Below are 18575 nucleotides of genomic sequence, written 5' to 3'. Positions count from 1 at the left end.
TGTGTTATTTAATTATAGAAACTCGGCCTTTCTCTACCTTTTCACCAACACCAGAATTACTCATCAAAACCTTGTACATGTAAACGTCTTGTGGAACCTCTTCTCCATTTTGATAAGTTCCATCCCAGCCTTCATTGGGATCTTTGGTGTTAAATAATTGCTTCCCCCATCTGTCAAAAACAAAAAGTTCAAAATCTTCGTGACCTACAACACTGACATTAAAATAATCATTTATACCATCCCCATTTGGTGAAAAAACATTCGGTGAATAAAACAACAAACTTGAATAGATATTAACTATTTGAGTTGAGCTATTTTGACAGTCTAAATCATCAGAAGCAGTTAAAGTAACATAATAGTCTCCTTCTTGACTAAATAAATGCAGGGGCTCATAATCAGAAGATGTGTTTCCGTCACCAAAATCCCATTGGAAATTAGTAAAGAAGCCTGATGAAAGCTGCAAAAATTGATGGCCCTCTGGAGTCTCTTCAAAAGAGAATTGTGGAGGGGGTGGTATCGAAGGATCAACCATTACTGGAATTGCAGAACTAGTATTTCCACATAAGTCACTTATTTCCACTGAATAAGATGTTGTAATATCTTCAACAATTACGCTAATACTTGGTGTAATTTCACCCGTGGACCATAAAAAACTATATTGACTTACGTCGCTGGGATCTGTTACGCCGTTTGAGAATAAATTTTCTACAATAATTTCTAATTCTTGACCTACACATCCAGCGACATCAGGAACCAAAAAGGTTGGAGCTTCATATGCAGGAGTCTCAATAAAAATAGAGAATACTGATTCACTATTATTACATTCATCAATAACAATAACATCATAAGTCGTGTCATCTATTGGAGAAATTGTTGCTAAGTTATTGACATAATACTCATCGAAATCTAAGTTCAACCATTCATAATTATAAGTTGAGGAACCTGCTACCTGAATATCTAAAACAATCTCATCACCTGGACAAAATTGTGTGCCGGCAACATTAATTTGAGCACTAGGGGGTATTGTTTCATCTAATTCGACAGGAATAGAAAAACTATATGATTCTTCTGTACAATTATCAATAATTTGAAAATCAACAGTTTGAGAAATACCATTTTCTAAATCAAAAAGATAATTAAAACTTTCGCAATCACAAGGTGTTGGATCATCTGGCCAAACATAAGAATAATTACCAGAGCCTCCAGAAATATTTGGTGTTATAACTACAATTTCATCATCACATGCATAATATTCTGGATATGTAGTTTCAACTGTAGTGTAACTTATTACATCAACACTGAAATTTGTTATTATTTGTTGATCTTGACAATCGTCATAAACAATTAGTTGATATTCAGAAGCTGATTCTGAATTAACCAAAATCGAAGGTTCTGAACTTACTAGTGTTCCATCTGCATCATACCATTCAAATGTATATTCACCACTTACTCCAATGTAACCACCCGAAATATTGAAAGGTTCTAATAATACCTCATCTCCAATACACTCTATTACAGGTGGGACACCAGGGTCAACCAAAATATCAATCTGGTCATATAAATTAAAGAATATTTCCGAAACAGCTAAATCAGCCTGCTGACATAGTCCGTCAATAGAATTTACTATTATATTTAAATTTTCAAAATTTTCAACAATATCATCATAGTTTGCTTCTATATCTAGGTACATAATATTTTGACCTGCTGGTATTGTCACACACTGTGATAATTCTCCAGCATCGTTCAAACATTCGTCTAATTCATTTCCACCATTATATGTAATATTATAATCAATACTATTCTCAGCATCGCCTTCAAAAATAACTTCTAATTGTATATCATAATCTGTGTTCTGAGATGCAGTAAATTCAAGTTGAGCTGCAGCACATCCCTCATAAATTGCAAGAGGATCATCAAACAAATCAGGACCATCAATATTTGAAATAGGATTAACTAAAACAGATGGACTAACAAAGCTCCCTGCTTCTAAAAAAACTGCAGAATTATATGAACCGTCACTAGCATCTGCAATTGCAAGTTTGATATGGTATGTTTCACCACACTCTAAACCATTATAAACTGCTTTTAAAGGAGTTGTAAATCCAGTAATGCCTGGTGAAACCCAAGTTTGAGTACTGGCAACTGTAAACTCAGGATCTTCAGGCTCATTAACACCTTGCCATCCAGCACCTGAATAGTCATTATCAACCCAGAAAATATTATAACTCTCATAGTTTGGGTCAATATTATCACAAGTTGAATTATTTATTAAGTCTCCAGCATTAATAGTATTAACCGCTACAGGTGTATTCGTATATAAACCTGTATTGATTGCAAGCCAATCTGCGTAGTCAACAGCTCCCTCAGGTTCAGGTATGTAAGCTAAATTAATTGCATTGTTACTATAAGGCCCTACAATACCAGGACCACTTAAAAAGAACCCAAAAATATCATTGAAGCTCGAACAAGTCCAACTTGTGTATTCAGCAGAAGCAAAAACATAGTTAAATTCAACACTCTCGGAATTTGCAACGAAATCAAATTCTAATATAGTTACATTATTGACATCCCATGAAAGATTGATTGCATTCAATGCAAGCTCTAAGTCTGCATCACCCGAAATACCTGAACCTCCCTGCCAAGCACCTACATTACAATCAGGAACTGGCAAACATATTCCGCCAGTGGAGAGAACAACTCCTTCTTCAAAACCAATATTTGATGCAAACCCATCAAAATAACCTATACCACTAGCAAAACCCGTAGAAGAAAAATTAGATGTAGTTAATCCATCGTCACAAAGTATATCGTTAACAAGGTAAGCTTCGGTATTATTTGGAGCATTATTGGTAACTGCTAGTTGACCAAACATAAAAGACTGAGTCAAAATAAAAAAAATCGATAAAAGTCTCATAAACATATTGCTTTGTTTTTTTATTAGTGTTAATAAATCTCGATGCTATTAAATAATTTGTAGACTATAAAATACTAAATTTACGTTATATAATACAAATTTATATTGCTTTATCAAAAAAAAATACAATGAATACTCAACAATACATAGAACAAAATAAAGATAAATTTTTAAATGAACTTTTTTCTTTTTTGAAACAACCTTCAATTAGTGCCGACCCTAAATACTCAAAACATGTTTTTCAAACTGCTGAAATGCTTAAAGATAATTTCAATAAAATAGGTCTCGAAAACACTCAATTATTTCAAACAAAAGGATTTCCGATTGTATACGGAGAAAAGATTTTAAGTTCTAATCTGCCGACAATATTAATATATGGACACTATGATGTTCAACCACCAGATCCATTAGATTTGTGGGAATCTGACCCATTTAGTCCTGAAATTAGAGATGGTAAAATATATGCCCGAGGCGCTTGTGATGATAAAGGGCAATTTTTTATGCATGTAAAAGCAGTTGAAGCAATGATTGCTACCAATGAACTACCTTGTAATGTTAAATTTATGATTGAGGGAGAAGAAGAGGTTGGTTCAGAGAACTTAGAAGCATTTGTTAAAAAAAATAAAGATTTACTTAGCTCTGACATTATACTTATTTCTGACACAGGTATTATAGCAAATGACACACCTTCAATTACAACGGGATTAAGGGGTCTGAGTTATGTTGAAGTTGAAGTAACTGGACCTAATAGAGATTTACACTCCGGACTATACGGAGGAGCTGTAGCAAACCCTATAAATATTCTTTGTAACATGATTGCATCTTTACATGATGCAGATAAAAAAATAACCATACCTGGATTCTATGATCAAGTAGAAAATCTATCTGAATTCGAAAGAAGTGATATGGCTAAAGCTCCTTTTAACCTAGACAATTATAAAAAAGAACTTGACATTAATGAAGTCTATGGCGAAAAAGGATTTAGTACTATGGAAAGAAATTCAATTAGACCAACTTTAGATGTCAATGGAATATGGGGTGGATATATTGGTGAAGGAGCAAAGACAGTGATAGCATCTAAAGCATATGCTAAAATATCTATGAGATTAGTGCCCAATCAAAAATCAAAGGATATTACTAATTTATTTAAGAAGCATTTTGAGAGTATTGCACCAAGTGGTACAAAAGTTAAAGTAACTCCTCATCATGGGGGTGAAGCTTATGTATCGCCATTAAATGATCGTGGATATATTGCAGCAAGTAAAGCAATGGAAGAGACATTTGGGAAAAAACCAATTCCTGTTAGAAGTGGTGGTAGTATTCCTATTGTAGCGCTTTTTGAAAGCGAACTTGGATTGAAATCTATACTAATGGGTTTTGGATTAGACTCTGATGCTATTCATTCTCCAAACGAACATTATGGACTATTTAATTTTTACAAAGGTATTGAAACCATACCATTATTTTTTAAGCATTTTTCTCAAAAAACATGAAAATAATTTTAAAAGTCTGTATTGTAACACTTACCCTTTTGTATTCATGTAACCTGAAAAATGAGAAGACATCTAATCATTTATCAAATGAAACTAGTCCATATTTACTGCAACATGTCAACAACCCTGTAGATTGGTATCCCTGGGGGCCTGAAGCACTTAAAAAAGCTGAAAAAGAGAATAAATTATTGTTAATTAGTATAGGATACGCTGCATGTCATTGGTGCCATGTTATGGAAAAAGAAAGCTTCCAAGATTTAGAAGTTGCAAAAATCATGAACGATAGCTTTGTGTGCATAAAAATAGATAGAGAAGAACGACCCGATATTGACCAAATTTATATGAACGCTATTCAATTAATGAGACAAAGGGGGGGGTGGCCATTAAATTGTATTGCGCTCCCTAATGGTAAACCAATATGGGGAGGAACATACTTTACAAAAAATGAATGGATAAACGAAATTCAAAAAGTTTATAAACTTTATAACGAAAAACCTCAAATTGTAATTGATTATGCAGAAAAATTAACAAAAGGGATTGCTAACACTGAATTAATTGAGAAATCAAATAATAAAGACAAATTCTCTAAAGAAGTGTTAGAAAATTATTATATGCAGTGGTCTGAAAATTTTGATTATAAAAATGGTGGTCAAAATGGTGCTCCAAAATTTCCTTTACCAAATAATTATCAATTCCTACTAGACTATGGTTTTTTATCTGGAAATGACTCCATCATAGAATATGTTAATCTAACATTAAACAAAATGGCAAATGGTGGAATTTACGACCAAATAGGCGGTGGTTTTTGTAGATATTCTACGGACGACTTATGGAAAGTCCCTCATTTTGAAAAAATGCTTTATGATAATGCTCAACTAATATCTCTATATAGCTCAGCATATAAATTAACTAAGAATGAAAAATTTAAATCAATTGTATATAAAACTATTCAATTTGTTGAACGAGAATTACATGATTATGAAAATAATTCGTTCTATTCATCATTAGATGCAGATACCGAAGGTCAAGAAGGAAAATACTATCTATGGAATAAAAAAGAACTGAAAAGCATTCTTCAAGAAGATTATGACTTATGTAGTGATTATTATAATATTAATGAAAGTGGAACATGGGAAGGACAACAGATTTTATTGAAAAATAATAATGTGATTGCGCTATCTAAAAAATATAACTTAAGTAATGATGAATTACATCAAAAAATTGATAAAATAAATAAAATATTATTTGAATACCGTTCAAAAAGAATAAGTCCTGCATTAGATGATAAGTGCTTAACGTCATGGAACGGATTAATGCTTAAGGCATATGTTGATGCTTATAAAACTTTTAATGAAGAGCGTTTTTTACAAAAAGCCGTTGACTTAGGAGATTTTATTTTATCGAAACAACTAAAAAAAGATGGTGGATTATTTCATAGCTATAAAAATGGTAAGAGCACAATAAATGGTTTTCTTGAAGACTATGCTTTTGTAATCGAGTCTTTTATTAATCTATATGAAGTAACAAGTAATAAAACATGGTTAATGGAAGCTGAAAAATTAATCCAATATACTTTAAAACACTTTTACGACGAGAAAAGTGGTATGTTCTTTTTTACATCTGACAAAGACAAATCATTAATTGCTAGAAAAATGGAAATAAATGACAACGTTATTCCGGCATCTAACTCATCACTAGCGAAATCACTACTCTATCTTGGGCACATCCTTTCTAAAAAACTATATAAAGAAATGGCCACACAAATGTTAAAAAATATTGAACCAGAAATAATAACATTCGGATCCGGGTACTCTAACTGGGCAAGTTTAATGCTTAACTATACATATCCATTTTATGAAATAGTAGTTGTTGGAGAAAAAGCTGAAAAAATACAAGCAGAAATTCTATCATTTTTTTTACCAAACACTCTGCTAATTGGAAGTAAAGATAACAACGACATGGAAATTTTGAAATATAAGTATACAGAAGGGAAGACAATGATATATGTATGCCAGAACGGGGCTTGTCAAAGACCTACAGAACAAGTAAGTCAAGCACTGTTACAAATCACTTATTAATCCTATCTATCTATTTTTTATAATCATTTGAGGAGCACTATTATTATTTGTAACTAAATAAGTTTTTTTATTATTAATAATAATAGGATTTATATCTTTAACATCATTATCTATATATATACCACTTTTACCGACTGAAAGAGAATTAAAGCTTCCATTACCATCACCTAAAAAATAACGACCTGTACCTGCATCATATCTGGCTGTTTCGACCTCAGTATGATACATATTGCCACCAATTATAAAATCTAAATTTCCATCCTTATTGAAATCCTCAACTATAAATTTATTAATAGGTGAAAATTGAGCTTCTACATTTAATTTGTTGTAAGTATATCCATTTTGGGTACTTAAAATTACAATTGAACTAAATGTATTTGCTGTTAAATGATTTGCTGATTCTAATTTTTCAGTACCATATACATCTTCTAAAGAGGATTCTGCAAAATCCTTATATGTTTTACATTTTTCTGTTATAAATGGCATATCACCTGAAGAACATTCCCTCCCTCTTGAGGGTACTAGTTCACCATTATAATAATAACTTAATACAATATCTTGATCACCACTATTATCAAAATCATTAGTAAAAATATGAAATGGTTCTTTGTTGGATGCTTTAAACTTACTGTTTTCACCAATATTACCAACAAGAAAATCCAACTTATTATCATTATTGAAATCTCCAGTTTCTATACTGTACCACCAACCTGACAATTCGCTAAAATCATATTGATCAGATGCTTCAATAAAAGCACTACCTGTATTATGAAAAACCTTAATATTTTCCCATTCACCAACAATAATTAAGTCCTTTTTGCCATCACTATCTATATCACAAAATAAAAAATCTGTTACCATGCCAAGGTGAGTCAATTTAGGATTCCAATTTTCAGTTAAATCTTCATATACACCATCATTATTAATCAACAAAAAACTTCTTGGACTGTACGGATATAAACCTGGCAAAGTTCTTCCTCCAACAAATAAATCTAAATCACCATCATTATCAATATCTTCTGCTTTTACTTTTTGACCACTTGTTATCATAGAAGGCAGAACATTTTTTGACTTAATAAAATTACCGCCACCTTTATTTATGTAAAGTCTATCTTGTAAATAATCTGAATCTTTATCAAATTCACCCCCACCCCCACTTACAACATATAAATCTAAATCGTTATCACCGTCATAATCAAAAAAAAGTGAACCCATATCTTCACAAGACTTATCCTGATTAAAAACATTAGTCTTCAATTCATTAAACTTTCCAAATTTATTTTGAATATAAATTTTACTTTCTTGATTGGATGCACCACCAAGAAAAATATCTTCTAAATTATCACCGTTAATGTCACCAACAGATGCAAATGCACCTAAACAAGATTGTTTATGTGGTAAAAGGTTTTCTTTTGCAAAGTCATTATACTCATTTTCAGAATGAATAAAATTAATACCATAAGATTCAGCAGGCAAAGTAGTATAAATTGTATTTTTTGGAATACTAGTTTGTAAAGGTAAGTTTTGACTCTTAGAAACACTTAACACTTGGTTACATGCAATATTTTTAACAACACTTCGAGTCCCATCAATCCAATTAACAACTAGGCTATCAAGTAATTCTACATTTTTAGAAAAACCAAAATGTAAACTATGTTCTACAGATGACATAAAACCTCTTGATGGACTATATTCTTGAAATTGTATTTTGTCATTATAAAATAACGTCACTTTCGCATTATAATAATCAGAAGAAATATCTCCTGAAAGATTAACCTTTAAAAATTGACTACTTGAAAATTGTTCAGTATTATTCCTATATATGAAAGTTTCTTGATCTATGTTATTTACAACAAGATCTAAATCTCCGTCATTATCCAAATCGCAGTATGCAGCACCGTTAGAAAAAGACCCTTGTGTTAATCCCTCCATTTCACCTAGATCTTCAAACTTTAAATTTTTATTATTTATATACAACTTATTAGGTAATTTTAATTCAGGTATTTCATTATATAGAATTTCCCTATTTGTTTGATTTAGTTTATTCAGTTTTTTGTATTTATTCAGTTTTATTTGAAAATCATTATCTCCAAATACTCGTCTGTAACCATTCGAAACAAAATAATCTTTAAATCCATCATTATTAAAATCTGCAAATAATGGTGCCCAGCTCCAATCAGTTTTAGCTACCCCTGATAAATTAGCAATATTTGAAAATGTATTATTTCCATTATTTAATTGTAATGAATTAAACATGTACTGATGCTGATAGCCTAACTCATTAACTAAGTAATAAAAATTGTTTGGGTCCATTGATGCCATGAAAATTTTACCTCTAACATGGTCCTGGGATGCCATATCTAAAAGTCCTATGTCAACAAAGCCATCATTATTAAAATCTGCAATATCAACACCCATAGAAAACCATGAAGTTTGATTAGTAAAACTTTTTATTTTATCGCTAAATGTTTTATCTCCATTGTTTATGAAAATTTTGTCAGGTATAGTAAAATCATTAGCAACATATAGATCCGGCCAATTATCATTATTAATATCTGAAACAGAGACACCCAACCCATAACCATAATGTAATAATCCTGATTCCTTAGTAACATCCTTAAACTTTGACCCCAAATTCTCTAACATCCTTCCACTATATTGTTTCAAATCATTATCAGTATAATCTCGCTTAGTTATATCCACTCTAAAATCAATTGAATAATTTAAAATATATAAATCTAAATCTCCATCTTTATCATAATCAAAAAATGCAGCATGAGTTGAAAAATTAGGATCATTGACTCTGTATTCTCTAGCTAATTCCTTAAATGTACCGTCTTTTTGATTGATATAGAATTGATTTGCTCTATCCTTAATCTGTGTGGATTTAACACCTGAGTTACAAACGTATAAATCTAAAAAACCATCATTATTTACATCAACAAAAGTAGCACCTGTTGAAAACCTGATTGAACCTACTCCTGATTGTAGTGTTACATCCTTAAATCTTAAATTACCTAAATTTAAAAATAGCTTATTTGATGATTTATTGGCGGTTAAGTATAAATCTTGCAGACCATCATTATTCACATCACCAATTGCTACACCTCCGCCATTATAATAGTACTGAGAAGACAAGACGTTATCATCTGTCATAACATTTATTGGCAAATGATTTATAAAATCAACACCTGTGTATTTAGAATTTAATAATGTAAAAAGATTTGTATTTTTTTCTTTGTTAGAACAAGAAAATAAAGTTAGTAAAATGAGGGTAGGAATGAAAGAACTAAAATTAGATGACATGGCATGTATTTTGGGGTAACTAATTCAAAGTTAAAAAATTAACATTAAATTAACAAATAGAAAAAAACAAGCATCTTCCTACAAATCAATTATCAATTAACCTGCGATAAAGTCCTTTAAATACGTTGGTTCGAAATACGCGATATCAGCAAATTTTTTTTGGTTATATGTGTTTTCAGCTAAAAAAGCTAAATTAATTGATGATGGTAAAAATCCATCATAAAAAGAAGCATTTTTATGATTTATAACATTTTTCAACTTATACAATCCAGTACCAAAAAAACATATTTTATTAGTATTTAAAATATTTATAAATGTTGGTTTTGCGACCTCACATGCAAAAGGAGGAAGAATTTCATTTCCTAACACATCATATATCGATGCATATACTTCTCCTTGTCTTGAGTCCAATGTAGAACAAAAGTAGTTGGCATCGTTAATGAAATTTTCTTGTTCATTATTGACAAAGCCCCAACACATTGCTTTTAATGTAGATACTAATACAATTTTTTTATTTAAAGCAATACCCAACCCTTTTACTGTAGCCGCACCAATCCTAAGTCCTGTATAAGATCCTGGGCCAGAACTAAAAGAAATTGCATCAATTTGTGATATTTCAAGTTTTGCATCTAAAAACAAATCCTCGATTAATGAATGTAATTCCTCACCATGACAATAACCTTCCTCAAGTTTTTCCTTTGTATATATAACAATTCCGTCTTTAGAAAGCGAGACAGAACAATTCTTTGAACTAGTATCTACACATAAAATTAAAGCCATTATTAACGTTCATTTATGTTTGTTGTTTTTCTCTAAAATAAAGTCTAATTAATGCATATATGAGTAATAAATAGGGAAACATCATTAGGTATAAAATACCTGTATTTAAACCATCAGCTATGCTTGACCCCCCACTTTGACTAGATTCAGCCACTGCACGACACATTGAACATTGTGCATTTATATTGATGTTAAAAATCACAAAAATTATATAAAAAATTGTCCTAAAATAAATCATTGCTTTTTTATTTCGTAATTATCTTTAAAGTTGATAATACTTAATCTTTGTATTTCTCCTACTAATAATTTAATATCACTATACAAGGTTCCGTCATATACAAATTTTATGTTTTTCTTTTTATCTAAACCCGTTCTTAAATAACCCTTGGAATCGACTATAGTTATATTCGATGAATGGAAAACACCTCCTGGAGCTAAACTATCTTGACCTACAGATAAAGAAAAACCTGACCTCACTAAATCATAGATTTCTTTTTCACTGCCTGTTAATAGTTCCCAATTTGATAAATTAATATTCATTGACTCTGCGTACAATTTTAATACTTTAGGAGTGTCATTTTCCGGATCAACACTAATTGATATGATTTTAAAATCATTTATTTCATATTTATCTATCTTATTTTGAAGTTCAATTAAATTTAATGTTGTTGTCGGGCAGATAGTAGGACATGATGTAAAGAAAAAGTTTACTATATAATTAGTACCTAGTAAATCATTGTTATTTAAATATTTTCCATCCTGATTAATCAAACTAAATGGTGGAACTTGTAAACTATCAATTAACTCAATTACTCCACCTAAAGAATCTAAATCTAAATTCTTATTTTCAATATATCCAAGTGTTAAAATATTATGTGTTGATCTCTCAATAATTTGAACAATAATATATGGAAAAATTAGTATGGCAAATAATATCAGCCACTTTTTAATTGATGTCATAAAATATATAGTTTATCCAATTGCACCATGAAAAGAAGCTTCAACTAAAAGTATAAATAGTAGATAAGGCACCAATATAAACATGGGAGTAATAATTGAAATTTTTAGGGCTTTTTTCTCATCACCCAAATGCATAAAGGTCATTACAATGTAATATGCCTTAACTAAAGTTAATATAATAAATGTGTGGTTTAATAATGACACTCCTATTATTGAATTATCAACCAAAGTACTTGGTTTGAAAATACCTAATAATACTTCTATTGTAGTTAATACAAATAGTATCCAAAATACTAACCAAATTTTTCGTGTAGAATTTCCTTCTGCCATAATACTGTATTTAAACTAAATAGAAAAATGTAAAAACAAACACCCAAACAAGGTCGACAAAGTGCCAATATAGACCAACCTTTTCTACCATTTCGTAATGACCTCTTTTTTCATATGTATTTCTTAAAACATTGATGAAAATTACTACTAAAATAACAATCCCTGAAAAAACATGAAAACCGTGAAAGCCAGTTATAAAAAAGAAAAAGTTAGCAAATAATGGGTGACCATATTCATTGAAGATTAAATTTGCTCCATGAATTTCATTAGCTGATGCGATAAAAGTAGCCGCAACTTCGCCAGTAAGAATTTCACCATGTCTAATTATTTCATTTGTAGTTCCAGCAACAAAATGAGCTATAGAGCCATCTGCACCTCTTATAGCACCTTCATATGTGCCATGTATAAAGTGATACCATTCCCATGCTTGAGAGCCCAAAAAAATTAATCCTCCAACAATAGTTAATCCTAACCAAATAATGACGCCTTTTTTATTCATCTTATGTCCATGATGTACTGCTAAAACCATTGTAACTGAGCTCATAATTAGTATGAATGTCATTAATGCAACAAAAAACATTGGATATTCTCCATGCATAAATGGAAAATGATTGAAAACCTCATCTGCGACAGGCCAGGCGTCTGCATGAACAAATCTTTGAAATCCATAGGCACCTAAAAAAGCGGAAAAGGTCAAAGCATCAGTCATGAGAAAAAACCACATCATTAATTTTCCATAACTTGCAATCATGGGCCTCACACCTCCTCTCCAAAGATTTTTTTCTANGACTGTATTTTGCATAAGATATCTATTTAAAGATTCACACAAATTTAATTAATTAATCAAAAAAAANAATATAATTTTTTAATTAATTAACGTCAAAAATAAAAATAAATAAATCCACACAAATCCTAAAAAATGCCAAAACCTAACTCCTAACTTTAAACCTTGGAAATTTAGTTTATTATATTTTTTATTTTTAGAATTAAAATATATTATCACTAAAGAAATTAATCCGCCAACAACATGTAAAAAATGAGTAATAGTTAAAACATATATATATGAAGCAGATACATTGTTGCCAGACAAAAATTTACTTTCTAAAACCATAGAGCGCCATCCTAAAAATTGAAAAGCAAAAAAAAGTAAACCTGAAATTATTGCTAATAACAAATAACGTGATGTCATCTTTATATTATCCAACTTACATTGTTTTAATGCAAAATGTGCAAATACACTACTTATTATTATCAAAGCTGTGCTTATATAAAACATTATTGAAAGTTGAATAATATCCCATTTGCTAGCTAATGCAGCTTTTGATACAATATAAGCACTAGTTAAACCAGCAAATAACATAATAACACTGAACATTGCTATCATTAATAAATTGTCTTGCGCTCTAAATACCTTTTGGTTAGAATTACGAATCTCCATAGATTAAATAAATTTATCTATAATATAAATAATTTGTAAAACAGGCAAATAAATTAAGCTAGAAATCATTAGTTTTTTTGCATCAATTACAGATTTTGATTTTAACAAGACTAGTGCCTTTTGTAAAAAGTATAATCCAAGTAAAAAAACTGATACAGCTCCAACTATTGATAAGTCAATTAAAGAATCAATTGAAAAATAATCTAATAATAACGGAGAAATTGAAATTGGAATTAGCCAAAAAGTATAAAAAACAATTTGAAATGCAGACTTATGGTCTCTTTGTCCAGATGGCAATAATTGTATATTAGCTTTTTTATAATCCTGATACCTTATCCATGCAATTGACCAGAAATGTGGAAATTGCCATAAAAATTGAATTGCAAACAAAATACCTGTTTCAAGACTAAATTGATTTGATACAGCTACCCAACCAAGCATAAAAGGCATAGCCCCAGGGAAAGCACCAATAAATCCTGAAAGAGGAGTGGTCGTTTTAAGCGGTGTATATCCAACAACATATATTAAACATGATAAGGATCCAAAAAAAGCGCATCTAAAATTAATTGTTGAAAGGATAAATATTCCTAAAAGACCTAAAATTAATGAGAAAATAAAAGCTGCATTCAAAGTTATTCTTTTTGTCGGTAATGGTCGATTTTTTGTCCTATCCATTAAAGCATCGATATTAACTTCATAAACTTGATTTAATCCATTGGAGGAACCAACTAAAAAAAGACCACCCACCATAAGCTTTAATAGTATTTGTATATCAAAGGATTGTGATGCTAAAATATATCCTGCTAATGAGGAAAATAAAACAGTAGCCGATAATCTAGGTTTTAATAATTCAATATAATTTAGCACAAAAAAATATTTAAATATTAGTATTTATATAACAGAACGACCTTTAAGTTTTTCCCAATCCTTCTCCGGCCTTACAGTTAAATTAGTATCCCAAGCTCCTTGCAGGGTATGCAATTCAATATCTAATTTTTTAGCGAAATTTATAATCGCTTGAATATCTTTAGGGAAACAACTCCCACCAAATCCTAATTTTCCATCAGGACCTGGAACAGATAAATGAGAGTGTCCTATCCTTCCATCTCTAACAAAGCCTTCAACAGCAGTGACCCAATCTGCGCCAATTTTATCGCTCATTAATTTCATTTCATTAAGAAAAGAAACCTTTGTAGCAAAAAAACAATTATTCATATACTTTATTAGCTCGGCAGTTTCAAAATTTGTCTCAATAATCGAAGTTGTCTCACCAAATCTCCATCTAAAGAGATCAGCTACTTTTGAAGTGTCCTTTGTTTTACCACCCAAAATAAATCTAGACTGATTGATAAAATCATATTTTGCTGATCTTTCTGTCAAGAATTCTGGATTAAAAACTAAATTAAGATTAGAGAACGAATCTTGAAAATCTCTTGTTGTTCCCGGCACAATTGTTGATCTTATTAAAATTATATTTGAACGATTATTAATTTTATTTATATCGAATAAAGCTTGTTCAAGTACTTCTAAATTTATACTACCATCAGAGTTAGATGGAGTTGGAACAGAAAGAAAAACAAAGTCAGATTCATTAAGTGTTTCTTCTAAAGTGTTTTGTGATAATTTAGGATTTTTATCATATACTTTTACAATTGCATCACATCCTGTTTGAGCTGAAAAACCGAATTCAACTGCTGACCCAACAAAACCTCTACCAATAATACCAATTTTTTTCATATACCTAAATCTATTTTATATTCTTTAATCCATTTTGACAAATTACCCTTGGGTTGCCATTTTAAAATTTTTTTTGCTTTTGAATTATCAGCAAGTGTTTCAAAGGGCTCAAGTCTATTTTCTCCATAAGTTTTTAATCCTCCAAACATATCAGCAACCTCATTAATCGACACATTATTACCATTTCCAATATTAAACGCTTCACCATTCAACTTTTGATCATATTTTGCTGCCAATATATTTGCTTCGACCACATCACCAACATATGTAAAATCTCTTTTTTGATTTCCATCATTTGTAATGGTTAATGGCTTGCCTGCTTTCATTTGTCGAGCAAAAATTCCAGTAACTAAACAATAAGCTCCTGAGAGACTCATTCGTTCACCATAAACATTAAAATATCTTAGTGATACCGTATCTAAATTATAAATATCACTATACAACTTACAATATAGTTCGCTAATATATTTTTGTAAACCATAAGGTGAAAGCGGATTAATAGAATCTGTTTCTCTCTGAGGGACCTTGCTAGAGTTTCCATAACAGGAACTACTAGCACTATAAACCACCCTCTTTACATTTGTTTTAACACACGCATTTAATAAGTTAAGAGTTGCAGTTACATTTGCATTATTATAAGGAAGAGGGTCTTCAATGGACGGCTGTACTCTTGCCAAAGCTGCTAAATGAAATACTATATCAATATCACTTAACACATCAATTAAATCAGGTGCTGACATAGTAGATAAGTCGTATTCTAAAAAAGTTGCATTATTATTAATATTTTTTTTGTTACCTGTTGAAAGATTATCAATTATAACAACTTCAACTTTTTTTTCTAATAAAACATCTACTAAATTAGAGCCTATAAAACCTGCTCCACCTGTAACTAGTACTTTTTTCATAAATTAAAAATTAATAAGACATAAAAAAAGATTAATAATTCTAGTTGTCTATTGTAAACTAAAGTTAATGGGTAGTGTAAATGTAACAGATACCGGCTTACCTCTTTGTTTTGCAGGAGTCATTTTAGGTATAGTATTAACTAATCTTAATGCCTCTTGTCTCAAATGTTTATCCTCTCCCCTTACCACACGCGAAGATGTTACCTTACCAGATTTATCAATTATAAACTCTATAAATATTTTTTCACTAATACCCATTTCCTTCGCAATTGCAGGGTACTGAAAATTTTGTTTTATATGAGACCCGATTCCCCTTTGAAAACAAATATAATTTTCATCTTTAGAAGCTGTTTCTGAACAACCTGGGAATATAGGTTGCTGCTCAACAACAGCAAAATTAAAAAGCTCTTCTTCCTCCTCCTCTTCAAGAATCTCAATAATTTCATCTTCGTCAATTTCTGCATCTTCTATTTCTAACTCTTCTTCTATTATAATATCATCTTCAACGATCGTTATCTTGGGTGGTGGCGGAGGTGGTGGTGGTGGTGGTTTAAGTTCTTTCTCAGTAAGAGGAATAATTTCTTCTTCAATGTCAAACATATCTAATGTACCTAAACTAGAAGCAGACTTATCGTAAGTTTTCCATTCAAAGGCTATAATTACAACTAATAAAGAGATGACCAAGCCTATCTGAGTAAAAAAACCTCTTTTTTTTTCTAAATCAAATTCTGGATATTTTTTAAAAATCATAACAAAAGCAAATGTACATAAAACACACTAGGACAACAAAATTTCAAAACTTTTATTACATACCAATTAAAGACTTGTATTGATCAGAGTTTAATAATTCATTATTATTTGCATCGTTAATTTGAACTTTTATAATCCAACCATCATTATAAGGAGATTGATTTAACAGATCTGGATTATTATCTAACGCATCATTAACTTCAATTATTTTTCCGGAAACGGGCATGTATAAGTCAGAAACTGTTTTTACAGCTTCAACAGATCCAAAAACATCATCAGCATTCAGCTGCTGTTCAAGACAATCTACGTCAACATAAACAATATCTCCTAATTCCTTTTGTGCATAATCAGTGATTCCTATTGTCGCTATATTTCCCTCAATTAAAACCCACTCATGATTTTTTGTGTATTGTAAATTATTCAGTAGTTCCATATAAAAATTTATTTATTTTAAAATTAGTTATTTTCTTTGATTATATATTTTTTCAATTATTCTAACAACACTTAATCCTTCTAAAGCATTTGTATGTACTTCATGTTTGTCAATTAAAACATTTACAACATTATCAATCATTTTGTCATGATTTGATGCTGAACCTTTATAAGTACCATAATCATTACAAGCCACCTTACTATTTATTTTTGGCTGCGTATAGTCTTTAATATCACAATATTTTATCTGATCCATGTATTGCCCACCTATTTTAACAGTTCCTTTTTCACCAATTATTGTTATACTACTTTCAAAGTTTTTATTCCAAACAGCAGTTGAGTAATTCAAAACTCCCACAAGATTATCTTCATAATTTAATCGTATAATTCCTGAGTCTTCAAATTCTATAAAATGTTTTTTGTTAAAATAAAAAAAGTCTGAATTAATAGAACTTACTGAACCAAATAGCCAATAAATTACGTCAATAAAATGAGAAAACTGAGTAAATAATGGTCCGCGATCTTTTTCGTAAGAACCATGCCATTCACTATCTAAATAGTAATTATCGTTTCGATTCCAAAAACAATTAATTGAGAACATGTTAATTTTTCCTAGTATTTTCTTAAAAATAACATCTTTTAACCAAATAATTGATGGTGAAAATCTGTTTTGCATAACACAAAAAACTAATTTATTGAACATCTTAGAAGCATCAATAATTTTTTGAGCTTCTAAAGTTGAAAGAGCCATTGGCTTTTCAATTACTACATGCTTACCAGCTTTTAAAGCATCTACAGCCATTTTTGCATGTAAATAATTAGGAGTGCATATATTAATTACATCAATGTTTTGATTAGAAATAATATTTTCATAGCTACAAAAGATACTTTTATCTATATTATTGCGATTAAGTTTTTCTAATGGTAGACTGTCGCATATAGCACTTAAATTGGTTTGTGGATGATCAAGAATACATTTGGCATGACGAGTACCAATATGTCCAAAACCTATTATACCAAATTGTACTTTTTGACTCATTTCAAGAAAACTTATTAATATAATTAATTATCCTATTTTGCAACTCTAACTGTAAATTATATGGCATGTAAGTATTATAGTTTAAATTCGATTGTAATTGCTCAAATGAATAACAATCAACGTTGTCAAAAATCAAATTTAAACTTATTGGAATTAAATCTAATTGTAACTGATAATTTTTTTCGTATAAAGATTTTAAGTCATCATTCTTATTGATTTGAATAGTTTTTTTTTGCACCAATAAACCCGAATCAATATGTTCATTAATTAAATGAGCTGTAACACCAATAGCATGCAACCTATATATAGACCACAAAATAGAATCCAAACCCCTGACCAATGGTAAAATACCAGGATGAAAATTTAAAATACCGTATTTAACTAAATTAATAATCTCTTTTTTTAAAATTCTA

The 18575-nt window shown here is 30.2% G+C and carries 17 protein-coding genes; 2 read left to right on the top strand and 15 right to left on the bottom strand.

Annotation, left to right across the window (positions count from 1 at the left end):
- Positions 1–4 precede the first annotated feature (4 nt).
- A complete protein-coding gene (locus CBD51_004930; protein ID RPG58579.1) occupies positions 5–2914 on the bottom strand; it encodes a PKD domain-containing protein in 2910 nt (969 codons plus the stop codon).
- Positions 2915–3042: 128 nt separating this feature from the next.
- Here CBD51_004930 and CBD51_004925 point away from each other — a divergent pair, with 128 nt between their 5' ends.
- Positions 3043–4407 (top strand): dipeptidase, encoded by a 1365-nt coding sequence (locus CBD51_004925; GenBank protein ID RPG58578.1) that lies wholly within the window; start codon positions 3043–3045, stop codon positions 4405–4407.
- Positions 4404–6485, top strand: coding sequence for a thioredoxin domain-containing protein (locus CBD51_004920; protein ID RPG58577.1), 2082 nt, complete (start codon positions 4404–4406; stop codon positions 6483–6485). The genes CBD51_004925 and CBD51_004920 overlap by 4 nt, the downstream gene beginning before the upstream one ends.
- Before the next feature lie 6 nt (positions 6486–6491).
- On the opposite strand, the gene CBD51_004915 is transcribed toward CBD51_004920, so the two are convergent.
- The 14 genes from CBD51_004915 to CBD51_004850 form a co-directional block, all read right to left on the bottom strand.
- Entirely contained in the window at positions 6492–9791 is a 3300-nt protein-coding gene (locus CBD51_004915; GenBank protein RPG58576.1) for a hypothetical protein, read from the bottom strand.
- 96 nt (positions 9792–9887) lie between these two features.
- The gene (tsaB, locus tag CBD51_004910; GenBank protein RPG58575.1) at positions 9888–10571 is read right to left on the bottom strand and encodes a tRNA (adenosine(37)-N6)-threonylcarbamoyltransferase complex dimerization subunit type 1 TsaB; all 684 of its coding nucleotides are present in this window, start codon (positions 10569–10571) and stop codon (positions 9888–9890) included.
- Positions 10572–10584: 13 nt separating this feature from the next.
- Positions 10585–10809: a hypothetical protein gene (locus tag CBD51_004905; protein ID RPG58574.1), complete on the bottom strand. Its 225-nt coding sequence runs from the start codon at positions 10807–10809 to the stop codon at positions 10585–10587.
- Positions 10806–11531 (bottom strand): SCO family protein, encoded by a 726-nt coding sequence (locus CBD51_004900; protein RPG58573.1) that lies wholly within the window; start codon positions 11529–11531, stop codon positions 10806–10808. The genes CBD51_004905 and CBD51_004900 overlap by 4 nt, the downstream gene beginning before the upstream one ends.
- 12 nt (positions 11532–11543) lie before the next feature.
- Entirely contained in the window at positions 11544–11861 is a 318-nt protein-coding gene (locus tag CBD51_004895) for a cytochrome C oxidase subunit IV (protein RPG58572.1), read from the bottom strand.
- 10 nt (positions 11862–11871) lie between these two features.
- On the bottom strand, positions 11872–12663 hold the full coding sequence (locus tag CBD51_004890) for a cytochrome oxidase subunit III (GenBank protein ID RPG58571.1): 792 nt from the start codon (positions 12661–12663) through the stop codon (positions 11872–11874).
- Positions 12664–12726: 63 nt separating this feature from the next.
- On the bottom strand, positions 12727–13299 hold the full coding sequence (locus tag CBD51_004885) for a heme-copper oxidase subunit III (GenBank protein ID RPG58570.1): 573 nt from the start codon (positions 13297–13299) through the stop codon (positions 12727–12729).
- A 3-nt stretch (positions 13300–13302) separates the two neighbouring features.
- Entirely contained in the window at positions 13303–14190 is an 888-nt protein-coding gene (gene cyoE / locus CBD51_004880; GenBank protein ID RPG58569.1) for a protoheme IX farnesyltransferase, read from the bottom strand.
- A complete protein-coding gene (locus tag CBD51_004875) occupies positions 14191–15036 on the bottom strand; it encodes a UDP-glucose/GDP-mannose dehydrogenase family protein (GenBank protein ID RPG58568.1) in 846 nt (281 codons plus the stop codon).
- Entirely contained in the window at positions 15033–15941 is a 909-nt protein-coding gene (locus tag CBD51_004870; protein ID RPG58567.1) for an NAD-dependent epimerase/dehydratase family protein, read from the bottom strand. Before CBD51_004870 ends, CBD51_004875 begins: the two co-directional genes overlap by 4 nt.
- Positions 15942–15989: 48 nt before the next feature.
- Positions 15990–16691 carry an energy transducer TonB gene (locus CBD51_004865; GenBank protein RPG58566.1) on the bottom strand — a complete coding sequence of 234 codons (702 nt, stop codon included), beginning with the start codon at positions 16689–16691 and terminating at the stop codon, positions 15990–15992.
- A 55-nt stretch (positions 16692–16746) separates the two neighbouring features.
- Positions 16747–17124 carry a glycine cleavage system protein GcvH gene (gene gcvH, locus CBD51_004860; protein ID RPG58565.1) on the bottom strand — a complete coding sequence of 126 codons (378 nt, stop codon included), beginning with the start codon at positions 17122–17124 and terminating at the stop codon, positions 16747–16749.
- Between the two features lie 27 nt (positions 17125–17151).
- On the bottom strand, positions 17152–18162 hold the full coding sequence (locus tag CBD51_004855; GenBank protein ID RPG58564.1) for a gfo/Idh/MocA family oxidoreductase: 1011 nt from the start codon (positions 18160–18162) through the stop codon (positions 17152–17154).
- Position 18163: 1 nt separating this feature from the next.
- Positions 18164–18575 (bottom strand): hypothetical protein (locus CBD51_004850; GenBank protein RPG58563.1); only part of this gene is annotated, 412 nt, incomplete at its 5' end.

It is taken from the genome of Flavobacteriales bacterium TMED191, assembly GCA_002171975.2.
In the GTDB taxonomy this organism is placed as follows: domain Bacteria; phylum Bacteroidota; class Bacteroidia; order Flavobacteriales; family TMED113.
Note: the sequence above shows the minus strand (reverse complement) of the source record. Positions and strands in the feature narration are given on the sequence as shown.